14 protein-coding genes are annotated in these 14729 nt (G+C 73.7%); 9 read left to right on the top strand and 5 right to left on the bottom strand.

Features of this window, described 5'->3' with window-relative positions; genetic code table 11:
* The first annotated feature begins 36 nt into the window (after positions 1 to 36).
* The 4 genes from BM158_RS09665 to BM158_RS09680 all read left to right on the top strand — a co-directional run bounded on the left by BM158_RS09665 (position 37) and on the right by BM158_RS09680 (position 3340).
* The gene (locus tag BM158_RS09665) at positions 37 to 342 is read left to right on the top strand and encodes a PTS sugar transporter subunit IIB (RefSeq protein WP_207506357.1); all 306 of its coding nucleotides are present in this window, start codon (positions 37 to 39) and stop codon (positions 340 to 342) included.
* Between the two features lie 36 nt (positions 343 to 378).
* Positions 379 to 1794, top strand: a complete 1416-nt coding sequence (locus tag BM158_RS09670) for a PTS galactitol transporter subunit IIC (protein WP_091557244.1) — start codon at positions 379 to 381, stop codon at positions 1792 to 1794.
* Complete coding sequence (locus tag BM158_RS09675) at positions 1791 to 2243, top strand: PTS sugar transporter subunit IIA (RefSeq protein ID WP_091557246.1); 453 nt, start codon at positions 1791 to 1793, stop codon at positions 2241 to 2243. Before BM158_RS09670 ends, BM158_RS09675 begins: the two co-directional genes overlap by 4 nt.
* A gap of 128 nt (positions 2244 to 2371) precedes the next feature.
* On the top strand, positions 2372 to 3340 hold the full coding sequence (locus BM158_RS09680) for a sugar-binding transcriptional regulator (protein WP_207506359.1): 969 nt from the start codon (positions 2372 to 2374) through the stop codon (positions 3338 to 3340).
* A 2-nt stretch (positions 3341 to 3342) separates the two neighbouring features.
* On the opposite strand, the gene ispF is transcribed toward BM158_RS09680, so the two are convergent.
* Both ispF and BM158_RS09690 read right to left on the bottom strand, forming a co-directional pair.
* On the bottom strand, positions 3343 to 3822 hold the full coding sequence (gene ispF, locus BM158_RS09685; protein WP_091557250.1) for a 2-C-methyl-D-erythritol 2,4-cyclodiphosphate synthase: 480 nt from the start codon (positions 3820 to 3822) through the stop codon (positions 3343 to 3345).
* Positions 3823 to 3899: 77 nt separating this feature from the next.
* Positions 3900 to 4382, bottom strand: coding sequence for a CarD family transcriptional regulator (locus tag BM158_RS09690; RefSeq protein ID WP_091057700.1), 483 nt, complete (start codon positions 4380 to 4382; stop codon positions 3900 to 3902).
* A 185-nt stretch (positions 4383 to 4567) separates the two neighbouring features.
* Between BM158_RS09690 and BM158_RS09695 the strand changes: the two genes are divergently transcribed.
* A complete protein-coding gene (locus BM158_RS09695) occupies positions 4568 to 5374 on the top strand; it encodes a UbiA family prenyltransferase (RefSeq protein WP_091558672.1) in 807 nt (268 codons plus the stop codon).
* Here BM158_RS09695 and BM158_RS09700 read toward each other — a convergent pair.
* Positions 5368 to 6900 carry a cryptochrome/photolyase family protein gene (locus tag BM158_RS09700; protein WP_229827722.1) on the bottom strand — a complete coding sequence of 511 codons (1533 nt, stop codon included), beginning with the start codon at positions 6898 to 6900 and terminating at the stop codon, positions 5368 to 5370. The genes BM158_RS09695 and BM158_RS09700 overlap by 7 nt on opposite strands.
* 102 nt (positions 6901 to 7002) lie before the next feature.
* Between BM158_RS09700 and BM158_RS09705 the strand changes: the two genes are divergently transcribed.
* The 3 genes from BM158_RS09705 to disA all read left to right on the top strand — a co-directional run bounded on the left by BM158_RS09705 (position 7003) and on the right by disA (position 10167).
* On the top strand, positions 7003 to 7566 hold the full coding sequence (locus tag BM158_RS09705) for a copper chaperone PCu(A)C domain-containing protein (protein ID WP_165628879.1): 564 nt from the start codon (positions 7003 to 7005) through the stop codon (positions 7564 to 7566).
* A gap of 40 nt (positions 7567 to 7606) precedes the next feature.
* On the top strand, positions 7607 to 8974 hold the full coding sequence (gene radA / locus BM158_RS09710; RefSeq protein WP_191328701.1) for a DNA repair protein RadA: 1368 nt from the start codon (positions 7607 to 7609) through the stop codon (positions 8972 to 8974).
* 110 nt (positions 8975 to 9084) lie between these two features.
* The gene (disA, locus tag BM158_RS09715) at positions 9085 to 10167 is read left to right on the top strand and encodes a DNA integrity scanning diadenylate cyclase DisA (protein ID WP_091557260.1); all 1083 of its coding nucleotides are present in this window, start codon (positions 9085 to 9087) and stop codon (positions 10165 to 10167) included.
* Here the strand turns inward: disA and BM158_RS09720 are convergent.
* The gene (locus BM158_RS09720) at positions 10164 to 10880 is read right to left on the bottom strand and encodes a MucR family transcriptional regulator (RefSeq protein WP_091557264.1); all 717 of its coding nucleotides are present in this window, start codon (positions 10878 to 10880) and stop codon (positions 10164 to 10166) included. The genes disA and BM158_RS09720 overlap by 4 nt on opposite strands.
* Positions 10881 to 10968: 88 nt before the next feature.
* On the opposite strand from BM158_RS09720, the gene BM158_RS09725 reads away from it, so the two are divergent.
* Positions 10969 to 11853 carry an HhH-GPD family protein gene (locus BM158_RS09725; protein ID WP_229827721.1) on the top strand — a complete coding sequence of 295 codons (885 nt, stop codon included), beginning with the start codon at positions 10969 to 10971 and terminating at the stop codon, positions 11851 to 11853.
* A gap of 61 nt (positions 11854 to 11914) precedes the next feature.
* On the opposite strand, the gene BM158_RS09730 is transcribed toward BM158_RS09725, so the two are convergent.
* The gene (locus BM158_RS09730) at positions 11915 to 14452 is read right to left on the bottom strand and encodes an ATP-dependent Clp protease ATP-binding subunit (RefSeq protein WP_091557268.1); all 2538 of its coding nucleotides are present in this window, start codon (positions 14450 to 14452) and stop codon (positions 11915 to 11917) included.
* Between the last annotated feature and the right edge of the window lie 277 nt (positions 14453 to 14729).

The raw sequence follows: 14729 nt of genomic DNA on the forward strand, positions 1-14729 counted from the left end.
GCCCGCACACACGTCCCGGTGTGTGCACAAATGTGCATGAGCCGCCTGGAGGGCCTGATCGTGAAGAAGAAGGTGCTGGTCATCTGCGGGACCGGCGTGGCCACGTCGACCGTCGTCGCCACCAAGATCCGCGAGTCCCTCGCCTCGCGCGGCCTGGACGTCGACGTGCAGCAGGGGAAGGTCATGGACCTGCTCTCCGGCAGCGCGCAGGCCGACCTGATCGTCGCGACGACCCAGATCCCCGACTCGGTGGCCATCCCCGTCGTCGCCGGGCTGCCCTTCCTGACCGGCATGGGCGTGGACGCCGTCCTCGACGACATCGCCGCCCGCCTGTCCGCCTGACCCCCGCACCCCCTCGAGAGAGCACTGGAGCCCGACATGCAAGACGCCCTGAAGGCCATCACGTCGTACTTCAACGACGTGGGCGCGGCCGTGGTCCTGCCCATCCTCATCACGGTCCTGGCCATCGTGCTGGGCCAGAAGGCCAGCCGCGCCGCCCGCTCCGGCGTGCTCATCGGCATCGGCTTCATCGGCGTGGGCCTGGTGATCGGCCTGCTGTTCGCGCAGGTCAGCCCGGCCGCCCAGGCGCTGGCGCAGCGGTTCGACGTCGACCTCGGCATCGTCGACGTCGGCTGGCCCTCCAGTGCCGCGATCGCCTTCGGCTCCACCGTCGGCGCGTTGATCATCCCGTTCTGCCTGGTGCTCAACGTCGTCCTGCTGCTGGTCGGCCTGACCCGCACCTTCGACATCGACCTGTGGAACTACTGGCACTTCGCGCTCTCGGGCGCCCTGGTCGCCGCGGTCAGCGACAACCTCTGGCTGGGCCTGGCCACGGCCGGCGTCTCGATGGTCATCACGCTGGCCCTGGCCGACTGGTCGGCCCCGCTGGTGCAGAAGTACTTCCAGTTCCCCGACATCTCGTTCCCGCACGCCACGGCGGCGCCCTACGCGGTCTTCGCCATCCCGCTGAACTGGCTCTTCGACCGCACCCCCGGCCTGCGCAACCTGCACGCCGACCCGCTGTCGATCCAGAAGCGCTTCGGCGTCTTCGGCGAGTCGATGTTCCTGGGCCTGGTCATCGGCCTGGTCCTGGGCCTGGCCGGCTACGGCTTCGACGACCCGCGCGCGGACTCCATCTCGATCCTGACCCTGGGCATCAACGTGGCGGCGATCATGCTGCTGCTGCCCCGCATGGTGGCGATCCTCATGGAGGGCCTGATCCCGGTCTCCGAGGCCGCCCGCGAGTTCCTCGCCCGCAAGTTCCCGGGCAAGAAGTTCTACATCGGCCTGGACGCCGCGCTCGCCGTCGGCCAGCCGGCCGTGCTGGCCACCGCGCTGCTGCTGGTGCCGATCACCATCGTGCTGGCGATCGCGCTGGCCCCGGTCGGCAACCAGGTGCTGCCCCTGGTCGACCTGGCGACCATCCCGTTCATCATCGCGATCATGGTGCCGATCTTCCGCGGCAACATCGTCCGCTCGGTGATCGGCGGCGCCCTGGTCATCGGCGGCGGCCTCTTCATCGCCACCGCCATCTCGGGCACCTTCACCCAGGTCGCCACCGACTCGGGCTTCACCAACGAGCAGGGTGCCTCGCGCATCTCCTCGCTGGTCGACGGCGCCAACCCGCTGACCGGCCTGCTGACCTGGCTGGGCAGCATGGGCGCGGTCGGCGTCTTGGTCGGCGCGGTGCTGAGCATCGTGCTGGCGGTGGCCATCTCCCGGGTGGTCAAGCGCCGCGACCGGGCCGAGGCCGCCGAGGTCGAGGCCGCTGCGGCCCCGCAGGCCAGCGCGTGATCGGCACGCTCACCGAGGACCTCGCGCTGGTCCACCCCGAGGTGACGGGCACGGAGGACCTGCTCCGCCTGATGGCGGAGCAGGCCCGCCGGGCCGGGCGGGTGCACGACACCTTCGCCGACGCGGTGGTGGCCCGGGAGCGGCGGTTCCCGACCGGGCTGCCCACGCCGGTGCCGGCCGCCATCCCGCACACCGACGCCGGCCACGTCGCCGAGGCAGGCGTCGTGGTGGCCCTGCTGGCCCGGCCGGTCGAGTTCACCGAGATGGGCTCGGCCGACCGCACGGTGCCGGCCGAGCTGGCCGTGATGCTGCTGGTCAAGGACCCCGAGGAGCAGGTGACCGCGCTCGGGGAGGTCATCGCGGTGCTGCAGGACCCCGCGTTGGCGGAGCGCCTGGCCGGGGTCCGGGACCCCGCCGACCTGGTCGCGGCCCTGCGGCCGGCCGCCTGAACCGGCGGAGCTGCCGCGGGTCCCCCTCCCGCGGCAGCTCCGCCCCACGCCCCCCGGCCCGGTGGGGCACCATTCCCGGGGGTGGACCGGCCCGAGCCGGATCGCCCGCCCGAGCGAGAGGACCGCCCGTGCCCGCGCCCCGCGACGCCGAGACCCTGGTGGCCGCCGCCCGGATGTACTACGTCGACAACCTCTCGCAGGCCGAGGTCGCCGCCCGCGTGGGCACCAGCCGCAGCAACGTGTCCCGGATGCTGGCCGCCGCCGTCGAGCAGGGCATCGTCGAGATCCGAATCAACGACCCCGCCGGCCGCGACCGCGACCTCGAGGAGACCCTCCGCCAGCACTTCAACCTGCGCGCGGTGCGGGTCACCCAGCGCACGACCCTGGGCAACCCGCAGGTCGAGGTGGGCACCCAGGCCGCCCGGTACCTGCTGGGCGAGGTGGCCGACGGGATGACCGTCGCCCTGTCCTGGGGCAGCGCCCTGCAGTCGATGGTCTGGCAGACCAACCCCGTCCGGGACCACGCCGTGCACCTGGTGCAGCTCGTCGGCGGCCAGTCGGCCGTGGAGAACGAGGTGTCCGGCCACGAACTGGTCCGCGAGCTGGCCTCCCGGCTGGGCGCCAGCTACGAGTACCTGCACGCCCCCGCCACGCTGACCAGCTCCCTCGCCCGGGACTCGCTGGCCCAGGAGGCCTCGGTGGCCCAGGCCCTGGCCCGCGCCCGCCGCGCCGACATGGCCTTCGTCGGCATCGGCTCCCCCGCGCACGGGTCGTCCCAGGCGGTGCTGGAGTCCTTCGACCTGGCGGGCCCCGACGCCGAGCACCTGCGCGCCGCCGCCCCCGTCGGCGACATCGCCTCCCGCTACTTCGACGCCGCCGGCGCGCCCGTGCTGGGCGCGGTGCACGACCGGGTGCTGGCCCTGACCCTCGAGGAGCTGGCCGCCATCCCCGTCGTCGTGGGCGTGGCCTGCGGGCGGGTCAAGACCGACGCGGTCCTCGGTGCGCTGCGCGGGGAGCTGGTCGACGTCCTGGTCTGCGACGAGACCCTGGCCCGCTCGGTGCTGGCCCGCGACCGCACCGGCCGCCGCGTCGCCTGACCTCAGCCCCGGGGGACGACCAGCGCGGTCGCGACCGCGGCCAGCCCGTCGCCGCGACCGGTGAGCCCGAGCCGGTCGGTCGTGGTGGCCGACAACCGGACGACGGCGCCCAGCGCGCCGGACAGTGCCTCGACGGCCTCCTCGCGGCGGGCGCTCATCCGCGGGGTGTTCCCGACCAGCTGGACGGCGACGTTCCCGACGTCGAACCCGGCGTCGCGCACCAGCCGGGCGGTCTCGGCGAGCAGGGTGAGCCCGGAGGCGCCGGCGTACTCCGGCCGCGAGGTGCCGAACACCCCGCCCAGGTCACCGACCCCCGAGGCGGAGAGCAGCGCGTCGCAGGCGGCGTGCGCCACGACGTCGCCGTCGGAGTGCCCGGCCAGCCCGGCCTCGGCGTCGGGCCAGTGCAGGCCGGCCACCCACAGCGGACGGCCCACCTCCAGGGCGTGCACGTCGACCCCGATCCCCACCAGCGGCAGCTGCATGCGGGCAGTCTCCCGGATGCACGAAGGGCCCCCGACCAGGTGGTCGGGGGCCCCTCGGGCGATGCGTGTGCGGGAAGTCAGCTGGCGAGGACCTCGTCGAGCAGCACCTCGGCCTTGTCCTCGTTGGTGCCCTCGGCGAGCGCGAGCTCGCTGACCAGGATCTGGCGGGCCTTGGACAGCATCCGCTTCTCCCCGGCCGACAGGCCGCGGTCCTTGTCGCGGCGCCACAGGTCGCGGACGACCTCGGCCACCTTGTTCACGTCACCGGAGGCCAGCTTCTCGAGGTTGGCCTTGTAGCGGCGCGACCAGTTGGTCGGCTCCTCGGTGTGCGGGGCACGCAGCACCTCGAAGACCTTGTTCAGGCCTTCCTGGCCCACGACGTCGCGGACACCCACGATCTCCGCGTTGTCGGCCGGCACGCGTACGGTCAGGTCGCCCTGGGCGACCTTGAGCACGAGGTAGGCCTTCTCCTCACCCTTGATGGTCCGCTTCTCGATCGCCTCGATGAGCGCTGCGCCGTGGTGCGGGTAGACGACGGTCTCGCCGACAGTGAAGCCCATGTGTGTGTGACCCCTTTCGCTGTCGCACAGAATACCACGGGACGGGTGCGGGAGAACTGGTTGGTCCTGCCAAATGCGCAGGTCAGGGGCTTGTCGCTGGTCAGGGAGGGGTTGACAGAGGGGTGGTTGGTGTGCGTGTGCCGGGTGGCCGGCCGCGGTCGGGGGCTGTGCGCACCGTCACCGCGATGGCCCTGGCGACCCATCTCGGGCCCACCGTGGCGGTCACCGCGGTGGCCACCCTGCTCGCCCTCGCGTCGGGGGTCGGGGCCGGCCGCACCGTGCTCGTCGGGCTGGCCGTGCTGGCCGGGCAGGCGTCCATCGGGTGGAGCAACGACTGGCTGGACGCCGGCCGCGACGCCACGGTCGCCCGGGCCGACAAGCCGACCGTGCAGGGCCTGGTCACCCCCGCCCGGCTACGCGCCGCGGCGCTGGCCGCCGTCGTGCTCGCCGTCGTCCTGTCGCTGGCGCTCGGGCCGGCTCCGGGGGTGCTGCTGCTGGGCGTGGTCGCCGGCGGCTGGGCCTACAACGCCGGGCTGAAGCGGACGGCGGCCTCGATGCTGCCCTACCTGGTCGCCTTCGGGCTGCTGCCGGCCGGCGTCGTGGCCGCGGCGCCGGGCACCCCGGTCGCCCCGTGGTGGCTGGTCGCCGCCGGCGCCCTGCTCGGCGGCGCCGCGCACCTGGCCAACGTCGCCCCCGACCTGGAGGACGACGCCGCCACCGGTGTGCGCGGCCTGCCGCACCGGCTCGGCGCCACCGTGTCCGCACTGGTCGCGGCCGGGCTGCTCGGCGCGGCGTCGCTGGTGCTGGTGCTGGGCCCCGCCGGGCCGCCGTCCGCGGTCGGCTGGGTCGCGCTGGTGGTCGCCGTCCCCGCGTTGGTGGTCGCCGCGCTGGCGGGCACCGCCCGGTTCCGGGCCGCGGCCTTCCCGGCGGTGATGCTGCTGACCGTGGTCGACGTCGTCCTGCTGCTGGTGGGCGGCGGGGCGGTTCAGTAGGGGTCGGTCCCCCGCTGCTGCTCCTGCTCCACGACCGCCTCGCGGTCCTTGAGCCGGCGGAGGCCGGCCAGCGGCTGCGCCATCCGCCGGTTGCCCGACAACGTGTCCTCGACCCGGTCCAGGAAGCCCCAGTAGCCGGCGGTGAAGGGGCAGGCGTCCTCGCCCAGGCGCTTCTTCGGGTCGTACCGGCAGCCGCCGCAGTAGTCGCTCATGCGGTCGATGTAGGCCCCGCCCGCGGCGTAGGGCTTGGTGGCCAGCACCCCGCCGTCGGCGTGCTGGCTCATGCCCACCACGTTGGGCACCATCACCCAGTCGTAGGCGTCGACGAAGGTGCGGTGCATCCAGTCGGTCATCGCCAGCGGCTCGATGCCGCGCTGCAGGGCGTAGTTGCCCAGCACCATCAGCCGCGGGATGTGGTGCACCCAGCCGCGGGAGCGCAGGTCGCCGACCACCCCGGACAGGCAGGCCGCGTCGAGGTCGGCGGTGTCGAGCTCGGCCATCCAGGCGGGCACCTCGGCGTGCGCGTCCAGGGCGTTGCCGTGCCGGTAGTCCCGGCCCAGGTGCCAGTAGAGGTGCCAGATGTAGTCGCGCCACCCCATCACCTGCCGGACGAAGCCCTCGACGGAGTTCAGCGGCAGGCCCTCGTCGCGGTAGGCCTGCTCGGCCCGCTGCACCACCTCGGCCGGGTCGACCAGGCCCAGGTTCATCGGCGCCGACAGCAGCGAGTGCGCCAGCCAGGGCTCGTCGGCCAGCATCGCGTCCTCGTGCGGGCCGAAGGCGGCCAGCCGGTGGGCCAGGAAGTCGCGCAGCCGGTGCAGGGTCTCCCGCCGGGTGACCGGGAACAGCCGGGGGCCGTCGTCGCCGACGAAGGAGACGTCGCCGTCGGCCTCCCAGCGGTCGAGGTCGGCGCGCACCTGCTCGTCGATCTCGTCCTCGGCCGGGATCCACGGCTCCGGCGCCGGCGACGCGCCGTCCTTCGGCGGGGGCTCCCGGTTGTCGTGGTCGAAGTTGTACTTCCCGCCGGTGGGCTCACCGCCCTCCATGAGGACGTCGTGGTGCTGGCGGGCGGCCCGGTAGAAGTCGTCCATCAGCAGCCGCTTGCCGCCATCGGTGCCGCGGCCGGTGGCCCAGCGCCGGAAGGTCTGCTCGTCGGTGACGAACCCGCGCGAGGCGAGCACCTGCACGCCGTCGCGGGCCAGCACGAAGTCCCGCGCGGGCCAGGTGGTGGGCGCGCAGACGCTCAGCGGCTCGTCGACGGCGTCCAGCGCCTCGGCGTAGGTGGTCGTCTGGAGGAAGCGGGCCTGGTCGCCGAGCTCGGCCGCCCGGTGCCGCAGCGCCGAGAGCAGCAGGTGGGCCTTCTGCCGGTGGAACCGGCGCCGCCGGAACACCGCCCGGGACTCGACCAGCAGCACCTCCTGGTGCGGTTCGTCGAGGAAGTGCGGGCCGAGCTGGTCGGCGAAGCACCACCGCCGGGTGCCCGGCGCGCGCGCCGGGAAGTCGGCCAGCGCCGGGTCGTCCGCAGCCACACCGCTCACCTCCACGCGCGCATGGTGGGCAGACCGATAGGCTCACCGCGACTCGAGTCGACGAAGCCCGGGTGTGCCCGGAGCCGTAGGAGGTCCCCCGCCGTGAACCGCGTTGTGCGCGCCGCCACGATCGGTGTGCTGGTGCTGTCCCCGGTGGCCCTGTCTGCCTGCAGCGCCGGCCAGATCGCCCAGACCGCCACCCAGGACCGCGACATCCGCGGCGGCCAGGCCGACCTGGGCAGCATCCACCTGCGCACCGCCACCACGGCCTACCCGCAGAGCGGCTCGTACGAGGAGGGCGGCGACGCCCGGCTCCTGGTCGCCATCGCCAACTCCGGCACCGCCGACGACGAGCTGACCGACATCTCCGGCCCCGGCTTCGAGGGCTACGAGGTCCTCGACCCCTCCGCCGAGGGCGAGGAGGCCCCCACCGGGTTCACCATCCCGGCCGGCGGCAACGTCTACGTCGGCGAGGGCGACGTCCAGGTCACCCTGACCGGGCTCACCGAGACGCTCACCCCCGCCCAGTCCCTCGAGGTCACCTTCACCTTCCGCGACGCCGGCGAGGTCACCCTCCCGGTGCTGGTCGGCACCCCGTCGCTGGACCTGCCGCGCGGCGAGGAGTTCGACTTCCACGAGGAGGAGGGCGGCGCCGCCGAGGGGTGACCTCCGCGGTTCTGTCGTACCCCCGGGCCACCATGGCCGTGTGCCACCCACGGTCGTGAAGTCCCGCCCCGCCCACCGCTGCACCGAGTGCGGCGCCACCTCGCCCCGCTGGGTCGGCCGCTGCCCCGAGTGCCAGGCCTGGGGCACCCTCACCGAGGTCGGCGGCGGCGCCTCCGGCGGGCTGCGCGCGGTCGCCCCCGGCCCGGTCACCGGCCGGGCGCGCCCCATCGCCCAGGTCGAGCTCGAGGGCTCCCGGGCGGTGCCCACCGGCATCGGCGAGTTCGACCGCGTGCTCGGCGGCGGGCTGGTCCCCGGCGCCGTGCTGCTCGTCGCCGGCGAGCCCGGGGTGGGCAAGTCCACGCTGCTGCTCGAGGTCGCCCACCGGGTCGCCGAGGCAGGCGGTCCCACGCTCGTGGTGTCCGGCGAGGAGTCCGCGGCGCAGGTGCGGCTGCGGGCCGAGCGCATCGGCGCGCTGCACCCGCACCTGTTCCTGGCCGCCGAGACCGAGCTGTCGGCGGTGCTGTCCCACGTCGAGGAGGTCAACCCCTCGCTGCTGGTCCTCGACAGCGTGCAGACCGTCCGCTCCCCCGCCGTCGACGGCACCGACGGCGGCGCCACCCAGGTCCGCGCGGTGGCCAGCGCGCTCACCGGCGTGGCCAAGGCCCGCGGCATGACCGTCATCCTGGTCGGCCACGTCACCAAGGACGGCGCGATCGCCGGCCCCCGGGCGCTGGAGCACCTGGTCGACGTGGTCATCAGCTTCGACGGCGAGCGGCACTCCACCCTGCGGCTGGTGCGGGCCACCAAGAACCGGTTCGGCCCGGCCGACGAGATCGGCTGCTTCGAGATCGGCGACGGCGGCGTGGTCGGCGTGCCCGACCCCTCGCACCTGTTCGTCTCCAAGCGGGCCGCACCGGTGGCCGGCAGCAGCGTCACGGTGACCATGGAGGGCAGCCGTCCGCTGCTGGCCGAGGTGCAGGCCCTGGTGGCCACCAACAACGGCGGCGGGTCGCCGCGGCGGGCGGTCAGCGGGCTGGACCCGCAGCGGCTGGCGATGATCAACGCCGTGGTCGAGCGGCGCGGCGGGGTGCCCCTGGGCGGCTCCGACGTGTTCGCCGCCTCGGTCGGCGGCGTGCGCATCCTCGAGCCCGCGGCCGACATGGCCGTCGCCCTGGCCATCGCCTCCTCGGCCAAGGACAAGGCGCTGCCGGTGGGCATGGTGGCCTTCGGCGAGGTCGGGCTGTCCGGGGAGGTCCGCCGGGTCGGCGGCATCGGGCGCCGTCTCGCCGAGGCCGCACGGCAGGGCTACACCCTCGCCGTCGTCCCGCCCGACCCCGGCCCGGTGCCGCGCGGGCTGCGGGTGGTCGAGGTGCCCGACCTCGGCGCCCTGCTCAACCGGCTGTTCTGAGCCGGGCCGCGCAGGTCACCGGCCGGTCACGGGACGACCGCACGCCCCGCCCCGCCCCGTGCGGTCACCTAGACTCGCTGAGCCGACCCCGCCCACGTCAGGAGCTCACCGTGCCCGCCCTGGACCCCGACGTCGCCCTGCGCGAACTGCTCGGGCGCATCGCCCCGGGCACCGCCCTGCGCGACGGCCTGGAGCGGATCCTGGCCGGTCGCACCGGTGCGCTGATCGTCCTGGGCTACGACGGCGTGGTCGAGTCCCTGTGCACCGGCGGGTTCGCCCTGGACGTGGCGCTGTCGGCCACCCGGCTGCGCGAGCTGGCCAAGATGGACGGCGCGGTCATCGTCTCCGCCGACGGCCTGCGCATCGTCCGCGCCGGCGTGCACCTGATGCCCGACCCGACCATCCCCACCGAGGAGTCGGGCACCCGGCACCGCACCGCCGAGCGCGTGGCCCTGCAGACCGGGTTCCCGGTCATCTCGGTCAGCCAGTCGATGCACATCATCTCGGTCTACGTGGCCGGCCGGCGCTACACGCTGGAGCACCCGACCACGATCCTGGCGCGGGCGAACCAGGCGCTGGCCGCCCTCGAGCGCTACAAGCTGCGCCTGGACGAGGTCGCCAGCACGCTGTCGGCGCTGGAGATCGAGGACCTGGTCACCGTGCGCGACGCGATGAGCGTGAGCCAGCGGCTGGAGATGGTCCGCCGGATCGCCGACGAGATCGAGGGCTTCGTCGTCGAGCTCGGCACCGACGGCCGGCTGCTGGCCCTGCAGCTGGACGAGATGCTCGCCGGGGTCGAGGAGGACCGCGGCCTGCTGGTCCGCGACTACCTGCCCTCCGACGGCCGCCGCACGCCTGCCGGCGAGGAGGTGCTCACCGACCTGCGGGCGCTGAGCGCCACCGAGCTGCTCGACCTGTCCGCGGTGGCCCGCTGCTACGGCCTGCCCACCTCCCCCGACGCCCTGGACTCCCCGGTCAGCCCGCGCGGCTACCGCCTGCTGGCCCGGGTGCCGCGGCTGCCGGCGGGCATCATCGACCGGCTGGTCACCCACTTCGGTGGCCTGCAGAAGCTGCTGGCCGCCACCATCGAGGAGCTGCTCAGCGTCGACGGCGTGGGCGAGGCCCGGGCCCGCGGCATCCGCGAGGGGCTGTCCCGGCTGGCCGAGACCTCGATCCTCGACCGGTACAGCTAGCCGACGGCGAAGGCCGCCGGGGTGCCCACCTTGGTGTCCAGCCGGCCCTGCAGGGTGTAGCTGCCCGGCGCCGGCGCGGTCCGCGGCGTGGTGCAGCCCGGGGTGCTGGTCAGGCCGCCCCACTGGATCGGGACGCTGACCGCCTCCCCGACGCCGAGGGTGCGCGGGTCGCTGCTGACCTCGGGGAAGCAGTCGTTGCTGCCCCACACCCGGGTGCCGGCGGCGTCGAGCAGCACGACCTCGCGCAGCCCGGCGTCCAGGCTGCGGGTGCACGGCACCGGTGAGGTGTTGGTGACGACGAGGGTGAAGGTGGGCTTGCTGGCGGCCGTGGCCTGGGGCGCCTCGGGCACCACGTCGACGGCGATCATGTCGTCGGTGCAGGCCTGGCCCGGGGTGTACACCGGGCCGGCGGGCGCGGTCTCGACGACCGGCTCCGCGGGGGGCTCAGGAGCGGCGGTGGGCGCGGGGTCGGGGGCCGGCGTGGTCGAGGGGACGGCGACGGCGGCCAGCGAGGGCACCACCTGCTCCAGCGACGGCACGCCCGAGGTGGTCCCCGTCGCGCTCGCCGTGGCCGTCGTGCCCTCGCCGGGGGCGGCGGTGGCCGACGTGGCCAGCCAGCTGCCGCCGCCGACCACGGACAGCACGGCGCCCAGCACGAGGGCCCGCCGACGCCAGTAGACGCCGGCAGGCAGGTCGCCGACCGGGTGCAGCACGTCGGTGACGGTATCGGCGACCGACCCCGGTGCCCGGGCGGCTCGCCGAGGGCGTGAGCTGCTGCGACAGCTGGGACACTGGTGCCCCGTGACCACCCCCGTGCCCGGCGACGCACCCGGTGAGCTCGTCGTCGACTGGTACGCCTCCGCCGCCCGCGACCTGCCGTGGCGGCAGCCGGGGGTCGACGCGTGGGCGGTGCTGGTCAGCGAGGTGATGCTGCAGCAGACCCCGGTGGCCCGGGTGGAGCCGGTCTGGCGGCAGTGGCTGGCCCGCTGGCCCCGCCCCTCCGCGCTGGCGGCCGAGCCCACCGGCGAGGTCATCCGGGCCTGGGGCAAGCTCGGCTACCCCCGGCGGGCGCTCCGCCTGCAGGCCGCTGCGGCGGCCATCGCCGCCGACCACGGCGACGTGGTGCCCGACGACGTCGCGGTGCTGGAGTCCTTGCCGGGCATCGGCAGCTACACCGCCCGGGCGGTGGCCTGCTTCGGGTACGGGCAGCGGCAGCCGGTGGTCGACACCAACGTCCGCCGGGTGGTCGCCCGGCTGGTGCACGGCCGGGCCGAGGCCGCCCCCGCCCGGACCTCCGACCTGGCCGACGTCGCCGCGCTCGCCCCGGCCGACCACGACCGGGCGGTGCGGTTCTCCGTGGCGGTCATGGAGCTGGGTGCACTGGTCTGCGTGGCCGGGACGCCTCGGTGCGGGGTGTGCCCGGTGCGCGAGGTCTGCGCCTGGCGGCTGGCCGGCTCCCCGGCCCACGACGGGCCGCCGAGGAGGGTGCAGAAGTTCGCCGGCACCGACCGGCAGGTGCGCGGCCGGCTGCTGGACGTGCTCCGCGCGGCCACCGGCCCGGTGGAGCAGCCCGAGCTCGACGCGGTGTGGGAGGACCCGGTGCAGCGCGGCCGCTGCCTGGACTCCCTGCTGGTCGACGGCCTGGTCGTGCAGACCGACGACGGCCGGTTCGCGCTGCCGTCCTGACCCCGGACGCGGCGGAGGCCGCCACCCCGGCTGGGGTGGCGGCCTCCGGTCGTGCTGGGGCCTAGCTGGCCGACTCGGCCTGGCCGTCCTCGTCGTCGGCGCCCGAGAGGGCCACCGGCGGGGTGTCGGGGACGTCGATCGGCTTGGTCTCACCGCGGAAGGTGAACGTCGCCTTGGTCGGGTCGGTGTCCTCGTCGACGTCGACCACGATGATCTGGCCGGGGGCCAGCTCGCCGTAGAGGATCTTCTCCGAGAGCGCGTCCTCGATCTCGCGCTGGATGGTGCGGCGCAGCGGCCGTGCACCGAGCACGGGGTCGAACCCGCGGGCACCGAGCAGCTTCTTGGCCGCCGGGGTGACCTCGAGCGCCATGTCCTTGTTCGCCAGCTGGCCCTCCACGCGGGAGAGCATGAGGTCGACGATGTGGACGATCTCGTCCTCGGTCAGCTGGTGGAACACGACGATGTCGTCGATGCGGTTGAGGAACTCCGGCCGGAAGTGCTGCTTGAGCTCCTCGTTGACCTTGAGCTTCATCCGGTCGTAGTTGCTCTGGTCGTCGTTGCCGACCTGGAAGCCCAGCCCCACGGCCTTGGAGATGTCCCGGGTGCCGAGGTTGGTGGTCAGGATCAGGATCGTGTTCTTGAAGTCCACGATCCGGCCCTGGCCGTCGGTCAGCCGGCCGTCCTCGAGCACCTGCAGCAGCGTGTTGAACACGTCCGCGTGCGCCTTCTCGATCTCGTCGAAGAGGACCACCGAGAACGGCTTGCGCCGCACCTTCTCGGTCAGCTGGCCACCCTCGTCGTAGCCGACGTAGCCGGGAGGGGCACCGACGAGGCGGGACACGGTGAACCGGTCGTGGTACTCACCCATGTCGATCTGGATGAGCGCGTCGTCGTCGCCGAACAGGAAGTTCGCCAGCGACTTGGCCAGCTCGGTCTTCCCGACGCCCGAGGGGCCGGCGAAGATGAACGACCCACCGGGACGGCGGGGGTCCTTGAGCCCGGCACGGGTGCGCCGGATGGCCTGGCTGACGCTCTTGATGGCCTCTTCCTGGCCGATGATCCGCTTGTGGAGCTCGTCCTCCATGCGGAGCAGACGCGAGGTCTCCTCCTCGGTGAGCTTGAAGACGGGGATGCCGGTCCAGTTGGCCAGGACCTCGGCGATCTGCTCCTCGTCGACCTCGGCCACGACGTCCATGTCGCCGGCCTTCCACTGCTTCTCGCGCTCGGACTTCTCGCCCAGCAGCTGCTTCTCCTTGTCGCGGAGGCTCGCCGCCTTCTCGAAGTCCTGGGCGTCGATCGCCGACTCCTTCTCCCGGCGGACGGCCGCGATGCGGTCGTCGAACTCGCGCAGGTCCGGCGGGGCGGTCATCCGCTTGATGCGCATCCGGGCGCCGGCCTCGTCGATCAGGTCGATCGCCTTGTCCGGCAGGAAGCGGTCGGAGATGTACCGGTCGGCCAGCGTGGCCGCCGCGACCAGGGCCGCGTCGGTGATGCTGATCCGGTGGTGCGCCTCGTAGCGGTCGCGCAGGCCCTTGAGGATCTCGACCGTGTGCGCCAGCGTCGGCTCGGACACCTGGATGGGCTGGAAGCGGCGCTCGAGGGCGGCGTCCTTCTCCAGGTGCTTGCGGTACTCGTCGAGCGTGGTGGCACCGATGGTCTGCAGCTCGCCACGGGCCAGCATCGGCTTGAGGATGCTGGCGGCGTCGATCGCGCCCTCGGCGGCACCGGCACCGACGAGGGTGTGGATCTCGTCGATGAACAGGATGATGTCGCCGCGGGTGCGGATCTCCTTGAGGACCTTCTTCAGCCGCTCCTCGAAGTCACCGCGGTAGCGGCTGCCCGCGACAAGGGCGCCCAGGTCCAGGGTGTAGAGCTGCTTGTCCTTGAGCGTCTCGGGCACCTCGCCCTTGACGATCGCCTGGGCCAGGCCCTCGACGGCGGCGGTCTTGCCGACGCCGGGCTCGCCGATCAGCACCGGGTTGTTCTTGGTGCGGCGGGACAGCACCTGCATGACCCGCTCGATCTCCTTGGCCCGCCCGATGACCGGGTCTAGCTTGGAGTCGCGCGCGGCCTGGGTGAGGTTGCGGCCGAACTGGTCGAGGACCAGCGAGGTCGACGGGGTGCCCTCGGCGGGCCCGCCGGCGGCGGCCGGCTCCTTGCCCTGGTAGCCGCTCAGCAGCTGGATGACCTGCTGGCGGACGCGGTTGAGGTCGGCACCCAGCTTCACCAGGACCTGGGCGGCGACGCCCTCGCCCTCGCGGATCAGGCCGAGCAGGATGTGCTCGGTGCCGATGTAGTTGTGGCCGAGCTGCAGCGCCTCGCGCAGCGACAGCTCCAGGACCTTCTTGGCGCGCGGGGTGAAGGGGATGTGGCCGGACGGGGCCTGCTGGCCCTGGCCGATGATCTCCTCGACCTGCTGGCGGACACCCTCGAGCGAGATGCCCAGGGACTCCAGCGCCTTGGCCGCGACACCCTCACCCTCGTGGATCAGGCCCAGGAGGATGTGCTCGGTGCCGATGTAGTTGTGGTTGAGCATCCTGGCTTCTTCCTGCGCCAGGACGACGACCCGTCGGGCTCGGTCGGTGAACCGTTCGAACATCTGCTGCTTCCCCTCTGACCGGCTCGGACGTGCGGTGCTGCTCCCCTCGCGGGGTCATGCTGACCGACGTCGTCGGTGTCTTCTCCGATGAACGGGGCACCGGTCGTTCCACTGTAGTCGCGGACGACGGGCGCCGGAGCGCCGTCCACACCCGGAGGTGCTGTCGTCCACCCTGCTCAACCCCCGTCCCCGGGGTGGTGTTCCGCACTCGTTACGCCCTCAGCGGACGACGCAGGCCCGGCACCTTCCGGTACCGGGCCTGGGCGACGTGCTGGAA

This window comes from Klenkia taihuensis (assembly GCF_900112525.1).
In the GTDB taxonomy this organism is placed as follows: Bacteria; Actinomycetota; Actinomycetes; order Mycobacteriales; family Geodermatophilaceae; genus Klenkia; species Klenkia taihuensis.

Bases quoted from the DNA above. Each gene is read 5' to 3' on its own strand.
- BM158_RS09695 (WP_091558672.1), top strand. From the start codon at position 4,568: ATGGCCCTGGCGACCCATCTCGGGCCCACCGTGGCGGTCACCGCGGTG.
- BM158_RS09665 (WP_207506357.1), top strand. From the start codon at position 37: ATGAGCCGCCTGGAGGGCCTGATCGTGAAGAAGAAGGTGCTGGTCATC.
- ispF (WP_091557250.1), bottom strand. From the start codon at position 3,822: ATGCAGCTGCCGCTGGTGGGGATCGGGGTCGACGTGCACGCCCTGGAG.
- BM158_RS09670 (WP_091557244.1), top strand. From the start codon at position 379: ATGCAAGACGCCCTGAAGGCCATCACGTCGTACTTCAACGACGTGGGC.
- BM158_RS09690 (WP_091057700.1), bottom strand. From the start codon at position 4,382: ATGGGCTTCACTGTCGGCGAGACCGTCGTCTACCCGCACCACGGCGCA.
- BM158_RS09730 (WP_091557268.1), bottom strand. From the start codon at position 14,452: ATGTTCGAACGGTTCACCGACCGAGCCCGACGGGTCGTCGTCCTGGCG.